Origin of the sequence: Methanobrevibacter woesei, from assembly GCF_003111605.1 — an archaeon.
In the GTDB taxonomy this organism is placed as follows: domain Archaea; phylum Methanobacteriota; class Methanobacteria; order Methanobacteriales; family Methanobacteriaceae; genus Methanocatella; species Methanocatella woesei.
Genome location: NZ_MZGU01000006.1, coordinates 164,432 through 186,304 on the forward strand (window position 1 = coordinate 164,432; position 21,873 = coordinate 186,304).

Annotated in this window: 18 protein-coding genes; 11 read left to right on the plus strand and 7 right to left on the minus strand. The window is 31.4% G+C overall.

Translation table 11 applies throughout. The features are described 5' to 3' along the window. From fdhF to MBBWO_RS07175, 3 genes are all read right to left on the minus strand, one after another. On the minus strand, nucleotides 1-2,058 hold the full coding sequence (gene fdhF / locus MBBWO_RS07165; RefSeq protein WP_116670212.1) for a formate dehydrogenase subunit alpha: 2,058 nt from the start codon (nucleotides 2,056-2,058) through the stop codon (nucleotides 1-3). Between the two features lie 29 nt (nucleotides 2,059-2,087). Then, complete coding sequence (locus tag MBBWO_RS07170; RefSeq protein WP_116670213.1) at nucleotides 2,088-2,879, minus strand: formate/nitrite transporter family protein; 792 nt, start codon at nucleotides 2,877-2,879, stop codon at nucleotides 2,088-2,090. Between the two features lie 353 nt (nucleotides 2,880-3,232). Continuing rightward, nucleotides 3,233-3,808: an FmdE family protein gene (locus MBBWO_RS07175; RefSeq protein ID WP_116670214.1), complete on the minus strand. Its 576-nt coding sequence runs from the start codon at nucleotides 3,806-3,808 to the stop codon at nucleotides 3,233-3,235. A 236-nt stretch (nucleotides 3,809-4,044) separates the two neighbouring features. On the opposite strand from MBBWO_RS07175, the gene MBBWO_RS07180 reads away from it, so the two are divergent. Next, the gene (locus MBBWO_RS07180) at nucleotides 4,045-5,052 is read left to right on the plus strand and encodes an Ig-like domain-containing protein (protein ID WP_116670215.1); all 1,008 of its coding nucleotides are present in this window, start codon (nucleotides 4,045-4,047) and stop codon (nucleotides 5,050-5,052) included. A gap of 163 nt (nucleotides 5,053-5,215) precedes the next feature. Beyond that, nucleotides 5,216-5,965 (plus strand): formate dehydrogenase accessory sulfurtransferase FdhD, encoded by a 750-nt coding sequence (gene fdhD, locus MBBWO_RS07185; protein WP_116670216.1) that lies wholly within the window; start codon nucleotides 5,216-5,218, stop codon nucleotides 5,963-5,965. A 14-nt stretch (nucleotides 5,966-5,979) separates the two neighbouring features. Here the strand turns inward: fdhD and hxlB are convergent, their stop codons facing one another. Beyond that, entirely contained in the window at nucleotides 5,980-6,570 is a 591-nt protein-coding gene (hxlB, locus tag MBBWO_RS07190) for a 6-phospho-3-hexuloisomerase (RefSeq protein ID WP_116670217.1), read from the minus strand. Nucleotides 6,571-6,643: 73 nt separating this feature from the next. Between hxlB and MBBWO_RS07195 the strand changes: the two genes are divergently transcribed. Together MBBWO_RS07195 and MBBWO_RS07200 are read left to right on the plus strand one after the other, a co-directional pair. Next, a complete protein-coding gene (locus tag MBBWO_RS07195) occupies nucleotides 6,644-7,513 on the plus strand; it encodes a LysR family transcriptional regulator (RefSeq protein WP_116670218.1) in 870 nt (289 codons plus the stop codon). A 143-nt stretch (nucleotides 7,514-7,656) separates the two neighbouring features. Further along, nucleotides 7,657-8,577, plus strand: a complete 921-nt coding sequence (locus tag MBBWO_RS07200; RefSeq protein WP_116670219.1) for a carbohydrate kinase family protein — start codon at nucleotides 7,657-7,659, stop codon at nucleotides 8,575-8,577. Between the two features lie 24 nt (nucleotides 8,578-8,601). Here MBBWO_RS07200 and MBBWO_RS07205 read toward each other — a convergent pair whose 3' ends face one another. Further along, nucleotides 8,602-9,384: an NAD(+)/NADH kinase gene (locus tag MBBWO_RS07205; RefSeq protein ID WP_116670220.1), complete on the minus strand. Its 783-nt coding sequence runs from the start codon at nucleotides 9,382-9,384 to the stop codon at nucleotides 8,602-8,604. 229 nt (nucleotides 9,385-9,613) lie between these two features. Between MBBWO_RS07205 and thiC the strand changes: the two genes are divergently transcribed. Together thiC and lysS are read left to right on the plus strand one after the other, a co-directional pair. Next, nucleotides 9,614-10,918, plus strand: a complete 1,305-nt coding sequence (thiC, locus tag MBBWO_RS07210; protein WP_116670221.1) for a phosphomethylpyrimidine synthase — start codon at nucleotides 9,614-9,616, stop codon at nucleotides 10,916-10,918. Between the two features lie 153 nt (nucleotides 10,919-11,071). Continuing rightward, entirely contained in the window at nucleotides 11,072-12,655 is a 1,584-nt protein-coding gene (gene lysS / locus MBBWO_RS07215; protein ID WP_116670222.1) for a lysine--tRNA ligase, read from the plus strand. Between the two features lie 40 nt (nucleotides 12,656-12,695). On the opposite strand, the gene MBBWO_RS07220 is transcribed toward lysS, so the two are convergent. Both MBBWO_RS07220 and MBBWO_RS07225 read right to left on the minus strand, forming a co-directional pair. Then, nucleotides 12,696-13,169 carry a nucleoside deaminase gene (locus tag MBBWO_RS07220; RefSeq protein WP_116670223.1) on the minus strand — a complete coding sequence of 158 codons (474 nt, stop codon included), beginning with the start codon at nucleotides 13,167-13,169 and terminating at the stop codon, nucleotides 12,696-12,698. A gap of 30 nt (nucleotides 13,170-13,199) precedes the next feature. Continuing rightward, nucleotides 13,200-14,057 carry an acyltransferase gene (locus tag MBBWO_RS07225; RefSeq protein WP_243408490.1) on the minus strand — a complete coding sequence of 286 codons (858 nt, stop codon included), beginning with the start codon at nucleotides 14,055-14,057 and terminating at the stop codon, nucleotides 13,200-13,202. 329 nt (nucleotides 14,058-14,386) lie between these two features. On the opposite strand from MBBWO_RS07225, the gene polC reads away from it, so the two are divergent. The 5 genes from polC to MBBWO_RS07250 all read left to right on the plus strand — a co-directional run bounded on the left by polC (nucleotide 14,387) and on the right by MBBWO_RS07250 (nucleotide 21,833). Beyond that, nucleotides 14,387-17,686 (plus strand): DNA polymerase II large subunit, encoded by a 3,300-nt coding sequence (gene polC, locus MBBWO_RS07230; protein ID WP_165807945.1) that lies wholly within the window; start codon nucleotides 14,387-14,389, stop codon nucleotides 17,684-17,686. Between the two features lie 143 nt (nucleotides 17,687-17,829). Further along, complete coding sequence (nrdD, locus tag MBBWO_RS07235) at nucleotides 17,830-20,136, plus strand: anaerobic ribonucleoside-triphosphate reductase (RefSeq protein ID WP_116670225.1); 2,307 nt, start codon at nucleotides 17,830-17,832, stop codon at nucleotides 20,134-20,136. 197 nt (nucleotides 20,137-20,333) lie between these two features. Next, complete coding sequence (locus MBBWO_RS07240) at nucleotides 20,334-20,948, plus strand: queuosine precursor transporter (RefSeq protein WP_116670226.1); 615 nt, start codon at nucleotides 20,334-20,336, stop codon at nucleotides 20,946-20,948. A 247-nt stretch (nucleotides 20,949-21,195) separates the two neighbouring features. Beyond that, on the plus strand, nucleotides 21,196-21,489 hold the full coding sequence (locus tag MBBWO_RS07245) for a 50S ribosomal protein L21e (protein WP_116670227.1): 294 nt from the start codon (nucleotides 21,196-21,198) through the stop codon (nucleotides 21,487-21,489). 5 nt (nucleotides 21,490-21,494) lie between these two features. Further along, on the plus strand, nucleotides 21,495-21,833 hold the full coding sequence (locus MBBWO_RS07250) for an RNA polymerase Rpb4 family protein (RefSeq protein WP_116670228.1): 339 nt from the start codon (nucleotides 21,495-21,497) through the stop codon (nucleotides 21,831-21,833). The last annotated feature ends 40 nt before the right edge of the window (nucleotides 21,834-21,873 follow it).

Sequence of the window (21,873 nt, forward strand, 5' to 3'; positions counted from 1 at the left end):
CTACCCCTCGATTTTCTCTACTTTAATAGCACATGCTTTTAATTCAACCATTTTAGATTTTGGATCGAAAGAATCAGAATTTGTTAACATGTTTGCAGCACATTCAGAGAAGTGCATAGGAATGTTTACAATTCCTTTCTTAATATCATCAGTTACCCTAGCAGGAATTTCAATTTCTCCTCTTCTAGAACTTGCTTTAACAATTTCATTATTAAGGATACCTAATTCTTCTGCATCTTCAGTATTTATTTCGATGAATCCAGTTTTAACCTCATTATCTAAAGTTTTACATCTTCTAGTCATTGCTGCGTGATAATGGAACAATATCCTAGTAGTTGTTAATAATAATGGGTATTCTTCATCAGGTACTTCAACAGGACCTAAGTGTTCGAGAGCTTGGAAAACACCTAAACCATCAGGGTGTGCAAATTTATCTTTGTGCATTAATGGTTGACATGGGTCATCTTCTGAAGGACATGGCCAGTGAAGTGCTTCAGGAGTGTCTAATCTTTCACGGTTCATACCAGCAAAGATTGGTGCACATTCTCTGATTTCTTCAAAGATTTCTTCAGCAGATTCATAATGGAATTTTTCTCTTGGAACTCCCATTCTAACTGCAATTTCTTCCATAATCTTCCAATCTAACATTGCACCTTCAGGTGGTTCTTGAGCTTTGTGTAAACATTGAACTCTTCTTTCACCATTGGTAAAGGTTCCTTCTTGTTCACCCCAACCTGCAGCAGGTAAAACAACATCCGCACATTCTGCAGTATCAGTCATGAATAATTCTTGAACAATCAACATGTCTAAGTTAGCAAGTGCTTCTTTGGTGTGTTTAATATCTGCATCAGAGAGAACTGGGTCTTCACCATGAATATAAAGTACTTTTAAATCTCCTGCATGAGCAGCATTCATCATTTCAACAAGAGTTAAACCTGGTTTTGCAGGTAAGTTAGTTCCATAATATTCATTAAACCAATCAGTAGTTTCTTGATCAGCTACTTTTCTGTAACCTACATAGTCACTAGGGAGAGCTCCCATATCACAAGCACCTTGTACGTTGTTTTGTCCTCTTAATGGATTTACACCAGTACCTTCTTTACCAATGTTACCAGTTAACATTGCTAAGTTAGCACAGGACATTACATTATCAGCACCGTGAGAGTGTTCGGTAATACCCAAGGAATATACAATAGCTGCTTTTTCTGCTCTTCCATAATCTAATGCAGCGTTAGTAATTTGTTCAACAGTAGCTTCGGTAATTTCAGCAACTTTTTCAACGTCATATTTCATGACAACTTCTTTCATTTCTTCGAAGCCTTTAGTTCTGTTTTTAATGAATTCGTCATCTTGTAAATCATTATCTAAAATGATTTTCATCATACCATTTAATAAAGCTACATCAGTACCTGTTTTAAACTCGATATAGTCATCTGCTAATTTTGCAGTTGGTGTGTATCTTGGATCCGCAACAATTAATTTAGCACCATTTTGTTTTGCTTGGATTATTTTACGTCCAAATAATGGGTGTGCTTCCATGTTGTTTGAACCAATACAGAATATAACATCAGCTTCTTTAATACTGTCGAAACCATTTGTCATTGCTCCTGAACCAAAGGTAGTAGCTAAACCAGCAACAGTAGGACCGTGACAAATACGTGCACAATGGTCTACATTCTGAGTACCACAAGCTACCCTAGCTAGTTTCTGAGTAATATAAATGTTTTCGTTTGGTGAACGAGCACAAGCATAGAATCCTACTTTATTAGGATCTTCATCAGATACTTCTTTAAGTTTGTTAGCAACTAAATCTAATGCTTCATCCCAAGAAGCTTCCCTGAATTCACCATTTTCTTTTATTAAAGGAGTAGTTAATCTGTCTTCTCTATTAATAAATTCATAACCAAAGTTTCCTTTTGGACAAACTTTACCCTCATTTACTGGGTGTCTTTTATAAGGTTCTACACCAACAATTTTGCCATCTTTTACAACAAAATTAAGTCCACACCCAGTACCACAGTATGGACAGATTGTTGGTACATACTTAATCTCAACCATTTTTACAATCTCCAAATGTTAATTTAAAACTATGACTTTCTCACATAAACAAAGTAATATATACATGCTACGAAAATAGCTCCACCAACAATATTACCTAAAGTTACAGGAATAAGGTTGTTGAGGATAATTGTACTCCAAGTTACACCTTCAGCGCCTAAGAACATACCTAATGGTAAGAAGAACATGTTTGCAACACTGTGCTCAAATCCAATGGTAACGAACGCCATGATTGGGAACCAAATACCGAAAATTTTACCAATAATATCATCAGATGCAAATGCAAGGTAAACAGCTAAACATACAAGCCAGTTACAACCAATTGCTCTAATGAATGCTTGATCCCATGAAAGACCAATCTTTGTCTCAGCTACTGTCATTGCACCAGCAGAAATTGTAGGGTCTGCAACAACACCTCCAAGATATGCTAATACATATGCAACGAATAATGCTCCAACAAAGTTAAAAATCCAACTTACAATCCAGTTTCTAGCAAGACCGCCAATGGATGCTTCACCGTTTAAACATCCCATGACCATATACATTACATTACCTGTGAATAATTCAGATCCCGCAATTACAACGAGCATCAATCCGACAGGGAACACTGCACCAAATGCGAATTTAGATAATCCAACAGGGAATCCTGCTGCAAGCATACCTGCATTAGTAATTTCAGCAAGTAAACCTCCGAATGCAATATATGCTCCTGCTAAGAAAGAGAGCAAGATTAAATTCACAATAGGTGAATTATTTTTTATTCCGCCTGTTGCTGCAACAGCTTTTGCAGCTTCAGCCGGAGCTTTAAAAGATGAACTCATAATTTCAAACCTCTTTATCTTTCCTACATATCAAAAATATAATACATATGAACCCATTATCAGCACTGTTCATTAGTATTATGTAGTTAATATTTTTCAATTTATAATAAAAAGACTTTGTTATTAGAATTAAAAAGAAATACTTAAATATAACAAAGTAATTTTTTTTCTATAATAATTAATCATTATAGTACAATACATATCGTATAAAAATCGTTTAATTATTAAAAACAAAAATATTAAATAGTAAAATAATAATATAAAACTTCAAAATAATATATTAAAAAAAATAAGTGAAATAAAAAAAATAAAAAAATTATTAAATAAAAAGATATGTGAAAAGTTATACGATATTACTCATCAATTACCTCGTAGTAACCGCCTTCAGCACATGCCTTACACATCACTTTACCATCCTTTATTACATGATGATTATCAGTGACTTTTTCGCCACAAACTGAACAAACTTCTGTTTTATGAGGATTTCCTGGAATTTGAGATTCATCAAGCTCCTTAATTTTTACTTTTTGTACATTGAATAGATCTTCAGGAGGGGTTGTCTTAAACCTTTCAATCATGTCTGGAATATCTTCTTTACATGAAGATTTTTTATTAGCATCAGCATCAGTTATCCTAATAGCTTCGCCCGTATCCATGTTGTAAAAAGTAACTGCAAATTTCCCATAATACATTTGTTTTAAAGATCTTTTACCCATAGAACATTTGGTTACTGCCTGAATAGCATCTGCAGTACATCGTTCATTTTCTAAAAAGACCATTAAGTTTTTATGTTTCTGATTTAATTCCATTCCCATTAATTCAAGACCATACATAGCCATTTTAGTTCCAACTGTTACCCCTCCACAAATTTCACCATGGAAGTCACCAGCTATTTTTAACTGTTCCATATAATCTTCTTCATTCATAATAAAACCTCTTTTTATTATATTATATTAATATTAAATCGAATAATTTACACATCATACACTATTAAATAAAAACATTAATACATATCTTTCTTTTTTATTAAATAATTTTAAAAAAAAAATCTTTTCTAATAAAATTTATATACTGCATAAAGAGTATACTTATATTGTTACACGTAAAGTGTAAAAAAAATTTTACAGGATGTGAAATTTAAAATATCTTAAAAAATAGTGATAAAATGAAAACTACCAAAAAACTATTAATATTTATGGTTTTATTAGTTTCTTTATTATCCATTTCAGCAGTTAGTGCTGCAGATGTAAATGATACAGCTGTAGATGTAGTTGGAGATGAGACAACTGATATCCCAACTATCCCAGATGACACAACTGACACACCTGAATCTCCAGTAGAAAATGACACTACTGACATCCCTGTAGAAAACTCTACAGAAGGAGATAATGAGACTACTATTACTTCACCAATAGTTACTGAAGATCTTGAGATGTTTTACAAAAATGGAACTAGATACGAAGTGACTATAACTGACAGTAATGGAAATCCATTAGCTAACCAAACTGTAACCATTACAATCAATGGTATTGATTACACTAGAATTACTAATGAAAACGGTATTGCTAGTTTAGCTATTAATTTAAACCCTGGAATTTACACTGTAACAGCTACATTTAATGGAACTTCCATTAATTCCACAATAACTGTTTTAAGTACTTTAACTTCAGACAATGTTATTAAATACTACAAAAACGGCACCCAATACTATGTGACCGTAGTTGATGGACAAGGAAACCCAATTGCTAACCAAAAAGTATACTTAAACATTAACGGAGTTATCTACGAAAGAATAACCAACGAAAACGGTACAGCAAAACTAAACATCAACCTCAACCCAGGAAACTACATCATAACAGCTACTTGTGGTAGCTCAGTAACTTCAAATAAAATCACTGTTAACAAAATGCCAACAAGTGTTAAAGTTACAAACACTACAATTAATAAAAATGGAAGGTTAGAATTTACAGTAACCAGTAACGGTAAACCTATAGCTGGAGAAAGAGTATACTTTGTTTACAATGATATTGCATATTATTCAATATCTGATGAAAATAGTGTTGCATCCATTGGAATTGGATTACCTGAAGGAAAATACACTTTCATGGTAGGTATTATAGATAATATGTTCTATGCAAATGCATTAGTTTATACCACCGTTACTGTACAGTAGAAAATTTAATTTTTCTACTTTTCTCTTTTTTTAAATAAAAATAATTATAATTCTAATTTAAAATTAGTCTTTGGCACCTATTCTATATTGATATGAACTACATACCATAAGAATTATATAAATAATTTACTAAAAAATAATAAATTATAAAGGAGGATTTCCCTTGAAATTAACAGAAAATATTGATGCAGTAATCTACAAAAATGGAATAAAAGAAGAGAAAAAGGAAGTTGTTGTAAATGACCAAATAGTTGAAATGATAATTAACAATACAATTACTCGTAGATTTTCTGTTATTTATGACTCTTTAGAAGAATTTACTGCAGGTTATCTCCTTGGCGAATCATTAATTGATAATGTAGAAGACATCAAATCAATAGCTATTTCTGATGACATTATTAATGTTCAGGTAAAAAAAGAAAATGTAGCCGATAAAGAAACAGTTTTATGTTCTGATGCATCTGGTGGACAACGCTGCAAGATAAATGAAGTTAATCCACTCCCCAGTACACTAAAAGTGACAAAAGAAGAATTAATAGAAAATATGGAAAAATTAAAAGAAAAAGCTGCAATCTGGTCTGCCACTGGAGGAGCACATGTTGCTGCATTAGTTTACGAAGACAAATTCATTGTAAAAGAAGATGTAAGTAGACATGTTGCAGTTGATAAAGCTATTGGTGCAGGATTACTAGAAGGTGTTGATTTAAGAAAATCATATATTATATATAGTGGTAGAATGCCGGCAGATATGGTTATAAAAATAGACAGAGCCCAAATACAAATGCTTGTCTCAAATGCAGCACCTAGTTTATCTGGCTGTAAAATAGCTAAAGAAGGAAATATCACCCTCGTTGGATTTTTAAGAGGAAACCGTTTTAATATCTATACAAACCCAGAAAGAGTAATATTTTAAAAAAAAGAAATGAATTATTCAAGCACAGTATGACGTGCTTTTAAATCGCTTTCTGTTTGATGCATAATTTCCATTAATTCAGAAACTAAAGCATCTAAAAATACTAAAGTAGTTAATTCAAAAGCAGTTCCTAATGGAGTTAAAGAAGTATAATTACCATGAATTTGACGTTTCATGTAATTTTCATCATCAGCTTCCACTTTAGTTCTACCTTTAACTAAAAGAACTGTATCTGCTAATTTTCCTAATGTTGATTCAGGGTATGAAGTTAATGCTAAAACTTTAGATCCTCTATTTTTTGCAATATTTGCTGCTGAAACAATAGTATTTGTTTCACCAGAACCAGAAATAGCAATTATACAATCATCTTCATAAATAGCTGGAGAAATAGTTTCACCTACAACATATGAACTAATTCCTAAATGCATTAATCTCATTGCAAAAGCTTTAGCAGCTAAACCAGATCTTCCAGCTCCAATAAGGAAAACATTTTTAGAACTTACAATAATATCTAAAAATTTGTCAATATCTTCTTCGTTTAAATATTCTTCTGCAGCTCTTATGTTACCAATTATTGCATCAATAGAACTTTTCATCAATTCCATTTTATCCTTTCCTAATATCCATTAAAATAATTCAATATAATTAATTATATTGATATCATATATATTAATATTTATGAAAATCAAAAGCAATGGATTAATAAATTTAGAGATTAATGGGAAAATTTATGATTATAAACTGTATGAAAGTTTAAACTCCTTAAATAAGACACAATCTCAACGAAAATCTGCAAAAGAACTTAACATATCTCATGCAGTTTTCAATAGAAGAATTAAAAAAGCAGAAGAAAAATTAGAATTTAAACTTGTTAATAATAGCTCTTCTGGAAGTGAACTGACCAAAGAGGGATTAATGCTACTTGAGGAATACCAGAAATATACAAATCAGATATCTCCAACTGACAAAATAACTATTGGAGGAGGACATATTATTTCTGGTCTTTTAGAATCAATAAAGCAACCTTTTGATTTGTCTGTTTACAGTAGCACAGATATTGATGCATTTGAATTGGGAAAAAGAGGAGTTGTTGATATTCTAGCTTTAGATGATCCATTGATTGCTTTTGAAAGAGATTTAAACTTTATTCCCATAGCTTTTGATTATCTTGTTTTAGTAGCTAATGAAAACTCAAAAAAAATTAAAAGTCTAAAAGACATGGAAAATCTAAGGTTTGTATCAGTAAAAGGATCAGCACAAAGGTTGGCATGGGATAGTTTAAAACATTACGATATCCCATTTACAATTGTCAGTGAAGTTAACTCCCAATTTGATGCTTTTAAAATGGTTAAAAACTCTGAAAATTTATATAGTTTTCTAAATGCCAGTTTTTTCAAAGGAAATCCAATATTACAATATGATACACGTCATGTCATCAGTCTTATTCAAGTAAACGATGAAAAGGAAGAGGTTGAGCAATTCATCAATTATCTTCAGAATGAAGGGCAAAAAGAAATAGTAAAACAAGGTTTTATGTCAATAAAATAATTACTTTTCAAATGCTTTCAGTAATTAATTTAATTATTGACAACAATACTATTATTAAGAATCAAAATTTTATAAACAATTTCAAAATTTTTAAATAGTGAGAAACATTAAAATAAAAACTGCATTTTTTACAAGGCGATATTATGGTAAAAAACATTGATTTAATAGCAGTGGGACATACTGCTCTTGATTATATTATACGAGTTAAAGAATTTCCTAAAGCTAATTATTCATCACCTATTGATGATTTAAAAACATTTAACGGTGGTGCAGCTGCAAACGTTGCAGTTATTGGTGCTAATCTTGGATTATCCACCTCATTAGTTTCTGCTGTTGGTGGAGATTTCAAAGATAGCCCTTACTATAAGCAGATGGTTGACTTGAATATTGATACAGACTCATTTATTGTTGTTCCAGGAGAATCTACTCCAACTGCATTTGTATTAACTGATGAAAATGAAGATCAAATCAGTTACTTCTATTGGGGTGCTTCTAAAGAGTTTGAAAACAGCAATGCTCCAACAAAAGCAATAAACGATGCAGAAGCAATACATTTAGCTACTGGAAGCCCTGAATTTAATTTAAAGTGTGGTCATGAAGCTAAAGAAGCAGGATTATTAGTATCATTTGACCCAGGACAAGATTTAGGAATGTACGAACCAGAAAGCCTTAAAGAAGTAATAAAAAACACAGACATTCTCTTTGGAAATCATCATGAAATTGAAAGAATCCAATTTAATCTTGATTTAGATATTCAAGGATTAAGAGAATTAGGTCCAGATATTATTGTTAAAACCTGCGGTGGAAATGGAAGTGTTATCTACTCAAATGAAGATAAAATTGAAGTGGATGCAGTATTACGTGAAGCCATTGATCCTACAGGTGCTGGAGATTCCTATAGAGCAGGATTTTTAACTAGATTCCTTAATGGAGAATCTATAGAAGAATCTGCAAAATTTGCATCTGCAGTTTCCTCATTTATTGTAGAAGCTCAAGGTTGTCAAACTAAAGCACCAACCTTCGATGAAGCTTATGAAAGAATGAATGAATTTTACAACATCTAAGGGATTTTAATCCCTCTTTTTTATTTATTTTACATTATCCCTAATATTATCAATAAAACTACACCAGTTAAGTTTAACAATCTTTGTAATATAATTGGATTTTCTTATTTTTATAGTGTCACCAGTTGTAACTTCCATTGGACGACCATCATACAATACAAAAGATTTGGTGTCATTTCTAAGTTCAGTAATTTTTATACTGACAACAGACTCATCAGAAAGAATAATACTCCTATTTAATATTGTATGTGGAGCTATTGGAGTCAATGTAATAATTTTTGCTGTTGGATCTGCAATTGGACCACCGCAGGATAAGTTATATGCAGTTGAACCAGTAGGAGTAGAAACTAATATTCCATCAGCAGTATATGAGTTTATTAGTTTACCATCCACAATAGCATCAAATCTCACAACTCCGAATGTATTTTTAGAAACAGCAATCTCATTAAGTGCATGAGGTATTTTAATTATTTCCCCGTTTTCTTTTATTATTTTACCCTCAAGCATCATTCTCTCTTCAATATAATATTTGCCATCTAAAATATTAGCAATTGTTTCTTCCAAATCATCTGGATTAACATCTGTTAAAAAACCTAAAGTTCCACAGTTAATTCCAATAACTGGAATGCCATTTGATAGTCTAGCAGATTCTAAAAATGTTCCATCTCCACCTATTGAAAAAATCATGTCTGCCTCTGAAGCATTACCAACAATTTCAATATCATAACTGCTACATATCTCTTCTAGTTTCTTTTTTGTGTCAATAGCTACCTCTTTATATGTGTCTGCATTAATGAAAATTTTCATAATAATTGATTTGTTAATATCCTATTTAATGATTTTTTATTAATAAAAAATTAACAACAAATAGCAAATTAAAATAAAACTTATTTTTATCAAATATAATGGAATTAAAATTGATACGATAACTTTATTTATTAAATGAGTCTACACTAAGTATAATCAATTAAAAGTGAATAAAAATTCATGTTCATTTGATAAAAATAAAGAATAATTGAATAGTTGAGGTATAAAAATGACCCAATTAAGTGATGCAAGAAAAGGTATTTTAACAGAAGAAATGAAAACAGTTGCTAAAAAAGAGAATGTGAGTGAAGATTTCATATTAAAATCAGTAGCTGATGGAACTATTGTAATTCCTTCCAATGTAAACAGAGACATTGAAGCAGCAGGTATTGGTGCAGGACTTAGAACCAAAGTTAATGCAACTATCGGAACATCAACAGATATTGTTAATTTTGATGAAGAAGAACTTAAAGCACAAATAGCTATCGATAATGGTGCAGACTGTTTAATGGAATTAAGTATTGGTGGAGACTTAGATGAAATTAGAAGAAGAATCTTAGGAATGTCCCCACTTCCTGTTGGTACTGTTCCAATTTATCAAGCAGCTATTGAAACCATAAGAGACAAAGGGTCAGCAATTTACATGGATGAAGATATAATGTTCAACACCATTGAAAAACAAGCAAAAGATGGTGTAGACTTTATGGCAATCCACTGTAGTGTAAACATTGAAACATTATCCAGACTTAAAACACAAGGAAGAAAAGCAGGTTTAGTTTCAAGAGGTGGAGCATTTATCTCTTCATGGATTGTTGAAAACGAAATTGAAAACCCATTATACAAAAACTACGATTATATCTTAGAAATAGCTAAAGAACATGATGTTGTAATGTCTCTTGCAAATGCAATGAGAGCAGGGGCAATTGCTGACTCAACAGACAGAGCACAAGTTCAAGAACTAATTATTTTAGGAGAATTAGTTGACAGAGCACGTGAAGCAGGTGTTCAAACAATGATTGAAGGACCAGGACACATCCCAATCAATGAAATTCCTGCAAATGTAACTATCCAGAAAAAATTATGTTCTGGAGCACCATTTTACATGTTAGGACCTATTGTATGTGATGTTGCACCAGGTTATGACCATATTGTATCAGCTATTGGAGCTGCAGAATCTGCAAAAGCTGGAGCTGATTTCATTTGTTATGTAACTCCTGCAGAACATTTAGCACTTCCTTCTCCTCAAGATGTAAAAGATGGAGTAATAGCTACAAGAATTGGTGCTTATGCTGGAGATATGGCAAAAGGAGTACATAATGGAGAAAAAGATTTATTAATGGCAGATGCAAGAAAAGCTCTCGATTGGGAAGCACAGTATAATTTAGCTATTTGTCCAGATGATGCTCGTGCAAAAAGAGATGCAAGACCACCTGAAGATTCAGATGCTTGTACAATGTGTGGAGACTTCTGTGCAGTTAAGATTGTAAATGAATGGTTAGATCAATCTGATTCAGACGTTTTCAAAACCCATTAAATCTTTAAATATTGAATTTTTCAATATTTCTATTTCTTTTTTTTAAACTAACCTATTTATAGTAATAGCACGATATAATATTATATAACTATTTTTATGATTACATTAACTTTAAAATAGCATATTTTAGATTATTATTTTATAGGTGATTTAATGAAACATTGGATTGAAAGAATAGCTGATGAATTAAGTGAAAAAAACATTGATAAACATGTTATAGCAAGTGGTACTTCCATTTCAGGGTCTATTCACATTGGTAACTCCTGTGATGTATTTATAGCTAGTGCAATTGGCCGTGAACTTAAAAAAAGAGGAATGGAAGTTGAAACTATATGGATTGCTGATGACCACGACCCACTTAGAAAAGTACCATTTCCACTTCCTGAAAGCTATGACAAATATCTTGGTATGCCTTACTCCAACATCCCATGTCCAGAAGGATGCTGTGCAAGCTTTGTAGAACACTTTGAAAAACCATTTTTAGGAGTTTTAGATGATTATGGAATAGATATTGAACTTAAATCTGGTTTTGAAATGTACAAAGAAGGAGTTTACAACGAATACATTAGAACTTCACTTGAAAAAGCTCCAGAAATAAGGGAAATTTTCAACCAATATAGAAGAGAACCATTAGCTGATGACTGGTTACCTTACAATCCAATTTGTGAAGAATGTGGACGTGTAAACACCACTTTTGCTTATGACTTTGATGGTGATATCGTAAAATACAGATGTGACTGCGGTCATGAAGGAGAAATGGATATTAAAACAGGAAATGGAAAACTTACCTGGAGAGTTGAATGGGCTGCAAGATGGAAAATCTTTGGAACTACTTGCGAACCATTTGGAAAAGACCATGCTGCCAGTGGCGGGTCTTACGATGTAAGTAGCATTATTTCTAAAGAAATCTTTGATTACGAAGCACCTTATCCAGTTCCTTATGAATGGATTACTCTTGATGGAGATGCAATGAGTAAATCTAAAGGAGTATTCTTCACCCCTGCACAATGGTTAGAAATTGGACCAGCTGAAAGTCTTAACTATTACTTATTTAGAAGTAAACCAATGAAATCAAAAGATTTCTCACCTAAAATGTCATTTTTAGATTTCATGGATCAATTTGATAAAGTTGAAAAAGTATTTTTCAATGAAGAAGAAGCACCATCTGAAAAAGAAGATAAAAAATTCAGAAAAATCTATGAAATGGCACAAATCAATGAAGGAGAACCTTTACCATTTAGACCTCCTTACAGATTCCTTGTTAATGCTTACCAAATAGCTGGAAATGACCTTGAAAAAATATTCACAATTCTTAAAAACAATTCCCAACTAACTAAAAGCTTTGAAGATAAGGAATTCTCTGATTTAACTGAAACAGAATTAAAACAATATCAGGAACGTGTAAATAATGTAATTAATTGGTTAGACACTTACGCTCCTAAATTTGTAAAATTCCAAGTGCAAGAGAAAAGTGTTCCAAAATTACCACTTACCGATGAACAAACTACCTTCTTAAAAGATTTAGCTAGTTTAATAGAAGAAAAAACCTTTAAAACAGCTGAAGAACTCCATGATGCAATGTATGAAATTCTTGAAGCACAAGGTTTAAAACCACAAAAAGGTTTCCAAGCTATTTATAAAATGATTCTTGGTCAAAAACAAGGCCCTAGAGCTGCTTCTTTCTTATTATCTTTAGATAAAGACTTTGTTGTTAAAAGATTAAGACAAGAAGCTTAAAAATAATTATCTGAAGTTTAAATACTTCAGAATTCTTTTTTTATATTTTACTTTCAGTAGAGTTTCCAACTTTAGCTAATTCTTTTTGCCAAATCTCTGGATTTTTGCGAGTAAACTCTTCAAAAAGATTTTTACAATTTACATCATTTAAAACAACAACTTCAACATCATTTGCCTTTAAAAACTCTTCTGCTCCCATTAAAGTGGAATTATCTCCAATAACTACTTTTGGAATATTATATAAAACTACAGCACCAGAACACATTGGGCATGGAGAAAGAGTTGTATATAAGGTACATTTTCTATAATCTTCATGTGTTAAAGGACCTGCATTTTCAATAGCATCCATTTCAGCATGTAAAATTACAGAATTGTTTTGAATTAAACGATTATGTCCTTTTGAGATTACTTTATTATCTTTAACAAGGACAGCACCAATTGGAAGTCCACCTTCCCTAAGAGAGACCTTAGCCTCTTCAATAGCTAAATTTATAAAATAATTATCATTAGTCATAATTTTAAAAAAAAAAGAATAGATGAATAGTTATTCATCAAGAATTGATTTTTTTGAGAGTCTACCTAAGAACCCTCTTTTAGAGTGATCATCAATAGCTTTTCTAAGTTTTTGAACTTGTTCATTTAAACCATTAATAGTTCTTTGAGATTCAGTGTATAATTCATCATATTTTGATTGTTTATTTCTTAACTCTTCTTCTAATGCTTTAATATGATTTTTATAGCTATTGATTTCAGCTTTCACATTTTCATTAACTTGTTCTTTATAATTACCCACTTCAATAAGATCTTTTCTTAAATTATCAATTTCTTTTTGAAGTGCAGGAACTTTATCATTTAATGAACTAACTTCTTTAACTTTTTCAGATAATTCACTGGAAAGTTTTTCATTTTCAGCTTTTAAAGCTTCAATTTCTTCTGAAGCAACTTCTTTAACTTTAGAATCTGCTTCTTTTTTAGCTTCTTCAACTTCAGATTCTAATTTATCCATTCTAACTTTAGATACAGCAAAATCAGCGCTTGTTTTAGTTAATTTATCACTTAAATCCGCGTTAATATCTAATTGATCATAATATTTTTTAGTAGTTTTTTCTAAAGCTTGAGTTAATTCTATTTTTAATGATTTAAGCTCTGAATTTTCTTTTTTAAGATTAGGAATTATGTCATTTGTAAGATAATGAAGTTCTTGGGATTGGTTACTTAGTTTTTCATCTTTCTCTTTAATTAAGTTTTGAACTTTATCTAAATTCTCATTTTCACTATCTACTTCTTCATTATTTTCCATATTATCTCCTGACACTTCTTCAGAAGAAGTATTAATGTCTTCATTATTCTCAGATTCGACAATTTCCTTTGATTCAGTATTTTCAATATTTTCTATAGACATTAGACCACCACATAAAAGTCCAGTACCCATAAAGTCAACTATATATTACAATATTAATAACTTATAGTTGCTAAGTATTTAAATCTTTACAATATCTTCCTTAAAACAAAATTGAGATTATCTTAATATAAATTAAAATTTTTACACATTATTTAATTTTATCTATAATTTATTTATATAATAGCAATAAATAAAGAAAAATATTAAACATGTTATAAAATTGTGTTTAAAGTGAAAATATTCCTTGATTACAACATTAAAAATTAATAACCAACTGCACTTTCATTAACATTAAATAGTTAATTTTACATATATAAATAACAGATATTATGGATTATTTTGAGAGATTAGAAAAGGAAACACACCACTTATACGAAATAGCTAATAAAGCTCGCTCAAAAGGATTGGATGTTAACTTAGAAACTGAAGTTCCACTAGCAAAGGATTTAGCTGAAAGAGTTGAAGGGCTTGTTGGTCCTGAAGGTGTAGCTAATCGTATAAAAGAATTAGAAAAGGATATTGACCGTGAATCAGTTGCCTTTGAAATAGCTGCAGAAATTGCATCTGGAAAATTTGAACTTACTGGTGAAAAGGCAAATTATGACCGTGAACAAAGATGTGACCAAGGTTTAAGAACTGCACTAGCTATTCTTACTGAAGGAGTAGTAGCAGCACCTTTAGAAGGAATTTCACAGGTAAAAATTAAGAAGAACTTTGATTCCTCAGAATATATTGCAGTTTATTTTGCAGGACCAATCAGAAGTGCTGGAGGAACTGCTGCTGCATTAGCTGTACTTTTAGGAGATAAAATTAAAGAAGCAATAGGAATTAACGATTTTAAACCTATTGAAGATGAAGTTGAAAGATATGTGGAAGAAGTAGAACTTTATGAATCTGAAGTTACTAACTTACAATACTCTCCAACTCCTGAAGAAGTAAGATTTGCTGCAAACCATATTCCAGTAGAAGTTACAGGAGAACCAACAGATCAAGTAGAAGTATCACATAGAGACCTTGAAAGAGTAGAAACTAACAATATCCGTGGTGGAGCACTTCTTGCTATGATTGAAGGAGTAGTTCAAAAATCCAAAAAAATCCTTAAAATATCCAAAAAACTTAAATTACAAAATTGGGACTGGCTTTCTGAATATTCAAAACCAAAAACCGATGACAGCTCAGATGACAGTTCATCCAGTGATATTGTAACCGAACCAAAATATATTCAGGATATTATTGGTGGAAGACCTGTTTTAGGATACCCTTCAGAAAAAGGAGGATTCCGTTTAAGATATGGGCGTTCAAGAAACACTGGTCTTGCAGCAATGGGTGTTCACCCTGCAACAATGACCTTATTAGACTTTTTAGCTGTTGGAACACAACTTAAGATAGAACATCCGGGAAAAGGTAACTGTGTTGTTCCCGTTGACTCCATTGAAGGGCCTATTGTAAAACTTAAAAATGGAGATGTAGTTAAAATTAAAACTATTAAAGAAGCTAAAGAATGCAAAGGAAAACTTAGTGAAATATTATTCCTAGGTGACATGTTAGTTGCATTTGGTGAATTTTTAAGGAATAACCAGCCTCTTCTTGAATCTGGATGGTGTGAAGAATGGTGGATTGGAACATTAGTTGAAAGTGAAAACTTCAACAAAGAAACAAACACCTTAGATTTAAACAAATTAGAGCAGGGAGATTTAACAGCTAGTGAAGCTTTTGAGTTATCTGAAAAATATAACATTGCATTGCATCCAGAATACACTTACTGCTACCATGATGTAACTATTAGAGATTTAAACTCTTTAATTGAATTAATATTAAAACATAAAGAGGAATATGACCCTGAAAAAGGACTGGAACTTCCATTATCCTATCAAAAAAGAGTTTTAGAAATTCTTGGAGTCCCCCACATTGTAAGGGAAAATAAAATAATTATTGATAAAGATCATAGCTATTCTTTGATTAATACTCTTAAAACTAAATTACCTCCTTTAAAAGACACAATGGAAGCAGTTAACAGAGTAAGTTCAATTAAAATAAAGAAAAAAGCTCCAGTTTACATTGGTACCCGTGTAGGTAGGCCTGAAAAATCTAAAGAAAGATTAATGCGTCCTGCACCACATGTTTTATTCCCAATTGGAAATAATGGAGGAAGTAGAAGATTAGTAGCTACTGCTGCAAAAAAAGGTAGCATCAAAATTGACATGGCAAGGAGAATTTGTACTAATCCCGATTGTAAACTTACATCTCAAAATTCAATCTGTCCTTACTGTGGTGCTCCAACAGAAATTGGAAAAGCAGGTATAAAATCAATCAATCTTTCTTCAATGCTTAAAAAAGCATCTGACCATGTGAATATTAGAAAAGTAGATGAAATGAAGGGAGTTGTAGGTATGATTTCAGAATCTAAACTTCCAGAACCTCTTGAAAAAGGAATTTTAAGAGCAAAAAATGAAGTATTCACATTTAAAGATGCAACAATACGTCACGATTCAACAGATTTACCTTTAACCCATTTTATACCAAAAGAAGTTGGTGTTACTGTTGAAAAACTCCTAGAAATGGGATATGAGCACGACTGTTATGGTCAACCAATTGAAAGTGAAGATCAAATTATTGAACTTAGAGTACAAGATGTGGTTATTTCAGAGAACTGTGCTAATTATTTAGTTAATGTAGCTAACTTTATTGATGATGAGCTTGTAAAACTATATGAAATGGATAGTTTCTATAATGTAAAAGAAAAATCTGATTTAATTGGTCATTTAATAGCAGGATTAGCACCACATACATCTGCAGGTGTTTTAGGAAGAATTGTTGGATTTACAAAAGCATTATGCTGTTATGCTCATCCTTATTTCCATTCTGCTAAACGTAGAAACTGTGACAGTGACGAAGATTCTGTAATGCTTCTTTTAGATGCATTAATAAACTTCTCTAAAAATTACCTTCCAAATACAAGAGGAGGAAGTATGGATGCTCCTTTAGTTTTATCTTCAAGAATTGATCCTGAAGAGATTGACGATGAATCTCATAACTTAGATATCTTTGAAAGGTTCCCAGTTGAGTTTTATGAAAAAACTAAAGACCCATTAAAACCTGCAGAAGTTCTTGATTTAGTAGATAATGTTGGAAACCATCTTGGAACCCCTGAACAATATGAAGGTTTAATGTTTTCACACCATACCTCAAGTATCCATGCAGGACCAACTGTATGTCTTTACAAGAGATTACCTTCAATGAAAGAAAAGGTTGATGCTCAAATCGAACTTGCAGAGTTGATTAGAGCTGTTGACCAAAGAGGAGTTGTTGAAAAAGTATTATCTTCTCATTTCTTACCAGACATTATGGGTAACTCAAGAGCATTTTCCAAGCAAAAAGTCAGGTGTACCAAATGTGGTTCCAAATATAGACGTATTCCACTTTCTGGAAAATGTAAATGTGGAGGAAATCTAATTCTTAGTGTATCAAAAGGTTCTGTTACAAAATATCTTGATATTTCCCAAGAACTTGTTAATAGATACCCTGTTTCTCCTTATTTAAAACAGCGTCTTGAAATTCAAGAGTATGGAATTAACTCACTATTTGAAAGTGATAAATCCAAACAAAGTTCACTAGATGTATTTTTCTAGAGAACTTTAAAACTTACTTTTATACTATGTTCGTTTAAAGGCGAACAGTATTTATACAAGAAATTACAAAGTATAACATAACTGAAATTGACCATTTTATCGTCAATTTTTCATGATTATAATTATTAAAAAAGGTGTGTATTATGGACGGAAGTCAAATGTCTTTATCAAAACCTGTTGAAATTAATGTAAAGAAAAATAATGGAATTACAGAAAGATTCAGCTATGAAAAATTATTAAAATCATTAGTAATGGTTGAAGTACCTTTCTTTGAATCAGACAAAATTATTGCTGATGTTGTATCCCAACTTCATGAAGGAATTACAACTAAAGAAATTAAAAAGATTGTATATGAAAACTTAGAAGATATTGACAATGAAATAGCTAACAAATACTTAGCTACTGCTCAATTAAAAGTTCATACTTCAAGAGATACAATTGAACCATTCGATTTATCAAAAATCGCAAATACTTTAGTTGAAGAAACTGGAGCTTCCCAAGAAACTGCATTTAAAATTGCTTCTGACGTGTGGAAAGAACTTAAAAAATTAAATGTAGAATACTTAACCGCTCCAATGATTAGGGAAATGGTTAACAGTAAACTTATTGAATATGGATTAGAAGACATCAGGAGTAACTACACTCGTTTAGGTATCCCTGTTTACAATATTACTTCCTTAATTGAAAATGGTAACAGAGATAACGCAAATATGGTTCACAACCCTGAAACCATTCACAAACATGTAGCAGACGAAGCATTAAAACAATATGCTCTTTTAAAAATGTTACCCCCTCATTTAGCAGATGCTCACATGTCTGGAGATATCCACATACATGATTTAGAATTCTTTGCAGGAAGACCATTAAACTGTATGCAACATGATATTAGAGCATTTATCAGATATGGTCTTAAAGTAGATGGTACTGGTGACCATACCTCTGTTGCAGGTGCTCCAAATCATATGGAAACTTTAATGAACCATACTGGAGAAATCATGCTTGCTGCACAACAAAACATGTCTGGTGGACAAGCAATGACCCTCTGGAATGTATTTGTAGCTCCATTTGCAAGAGGCAGAACCTATGAAGAAATCAAACAATCTGTCCAAATGCTTGTTTACAACTTAAATATGGCATATGCTGCAAGAGGATCCCAAGTACCATTTACAAGTATGGGATTAGAATTCGGAGTTCCAAAATTCTTACAAGATGTAACAGCATATGGTCCTAAAGGACAAGTAGTTGGAACTTACGGAGACTTTGAAGAAGAAACCAGATTAATCCAAAGAGCATTCACTGAAACATTATTACAAGGAGATAAAGATGGAAAACCTCATTTATTCCCTAACACTATCTACACTTTAAGAAAAGAAACCTTAAACAGTGAATATGAAGAAGATATTCGTTTAGTTCACGAATTATCTGCAAAATATGGTTCTTCTTACTTTGTAAATATGTTCCCTAAATACAGAGGAAATATGGCAAATTATATGGGATGTAGGACCTGTTTACAAGATACTTGGACTGGTGACTGGGAACAAGACTGTTTAAGAACAGGAAACCTTGCATATGTAACTTTAAACTTCCCAAGAATCGGATACCAATCTAAAGACGAAGACCAAGTATTCGAATACTTAGATGAATACATGGATTTAGCTGTAGAAACCTTAATGCTTAGAAGAGAACAAGGTTTAAAATGCTTAAACGACTACCATATCTTACCATTCCTTGATCAAGATGTTGATGGTGAACCTTACTACAGAATAGACAACTCCACACTTTCATTTGGATATGTTGGTCTTAATGAAATGTTACTTGCATTATTTGGAGAAGGAATTGAAAATCCCGATGCAAATAAATTCGGGGTCAAATGTTTAGAATATGTTAATGAAAGAGCTAACCAATTAAAAGACGACACTGGACTTAGATGGAGTGTTATCCAAACCCCTGCAGAATCTACTGCATACAGGTTTGCAACTCTTGATAAAAAACAATTTGGTGATAAAGCTATTGTACAAGGTAGTGCTGATGCTAGCTACTACACTAACTCTTCACATGTACCAGTTGACACACAAGGTTCTTTAATTGACAAAATAAAAATTGAAGAAAAATACCACAGTTTAACTCCTGGTGGACATATTTTCCATGCATTCATGGGTGAATCCTATTCTGATCCAGATTCATTAATGAGTTTAACTAACAAAATAGCTAAAAAATCAGATATTGGATTCTGGGCTTACAGTTCTGCATTAAGTTTCTGTTTAAAATGTAAAACTTTAATGAAAGGATTAAACAACAGTTGTCCTACCTGTGGTGAAACTGAAGATGTAGAATGGTATGATAGAATTACTGGATACGTACAACAAGTAGGTCGTGCAAAATCTGCATCTGGTGGTTGGAATGCAGGTAAACGTCAAGAATTAATTGACAGAAGAAGATTTGAAAACTAATTTCAAATCTTACACACCTTTTTTATTAAATTTTAATCAATTTCAAAACTAAAAACTCCTTTTTACTAAAATTAACTTAACAAAACTTAAGTTAAATTAAACTAATATTTATAAAACATTATTTAGATATTAAATTATAGTGATTATTCGGAGGAATCATTATAAATCTAAATTTTGATTATATAGAGAAAAAAATTATCCTTATCACTATTTTTTGTGTAGCATTTGTTACAACAAACATTGTTACTGTTAAAATCTTAGACTTAGGATTCTGGGGATTAACAGTGCCTTGTGGAGTAATAATTTATCCAGTTGTATTCATTCTTACATCTGTAATAGCCGATGTTTATGGAGAGTCAACTGCACAAAAAACAATTATTTTCGGTGTACTATGTAACCTATTATTTGTTTTAGTCTCAACAGTAGGATTATTATTACCTGCTGCTAGCTATTGGGCTGGACAAGATAGTTTTACATTTATTTTCTCACAAACACCAAGAATGTTAATTTCATCATTTATATCCTACCTTGTTGGTAACTTTATTAATGCTAGATTAACTACCATCTTAAAAAATAATTCAAAAGATGGAGATATTGGACACAAATCCATTATTGCTATTGCAGTTGGGGAAATTGTAGATAACACAATCTTTATTGGATTAGCATTTGCATTTACTGTGTCCTGGGAAAATATCGTTATTATGATTTTAGTACACTTTGTAATAATGTTTATTTGGACATTTATTGCTCAACCAATCACAATGCGTGTTGTTAAATGGGCAAAAAAAGGTGAAAATCCACAAATTGCATAAATAGAGGAATTAAATTAATCCTCTTTAATTACTTTTTTTAAAAAAATTTTTCAACATAACTAAAAAACTAAAAGTATATTAATAGCTTTATATAAATAATTTAACATTATCAAATATACTATATTTTGATTAATTTTATAATTTTTATTTTCTATGTTACTAGTATGATATGGGCATTTTTATACTAGGTAGCTGATAACATAGATTCATTACCCAGACGTTATTAATATTAAGAGAGGTTTATACAATGCAAAGATCAAGAGGATCCAGAAGTAGATCAAGACAAAAAATGACTAAAGTAGCAAGAGAAGGAAGAACTAACCCAATTACAAACAAACTCCAAAGATTTGAAGTTGACGATTTAGTTCACATTATTATTAACCCAAGTATTCAAAAAGGTCAACCTCATCACAGATTCCATGGAAAAACTGGTAAAATTATCGGTACCAAAGGAAAAGCATACTTAGTATCCTTAAAAGATGGAAACAAAGCTAAAGAGTTAATTGTAAGACCTGATCATTTAAAATTACAAACTGAATGATTCCTATGATAGGAAAAAGAGTTATTGACAGTGAACCAATTCAATCTGTCAAAGTAAAAGAAATTCTTGAAGAATTTTCTGAAAATAACGAATTAACTTACGAACAAAATATTACTTTAAATCATCTCTCAAGATTCAAAAAATATTCTGTTGAAGACAGCGAAAAAATTATTGAAGAACTTGAAGAGTTTGTAAAACCAAAACTTGCAATTCGTATAGTTGATTTAATTCCTACTGATTTATCAGACTTAAGATTAATATTTGCAAAAGAAAACGTTCATCTTGAAAAAGATGAAATGGAACAAATCCTTGCAATATTAGAAAAATACGAAGTTATTGAATAGTTACTAAACTATTCCTCTTTTTTTTAATTTTAATTATATT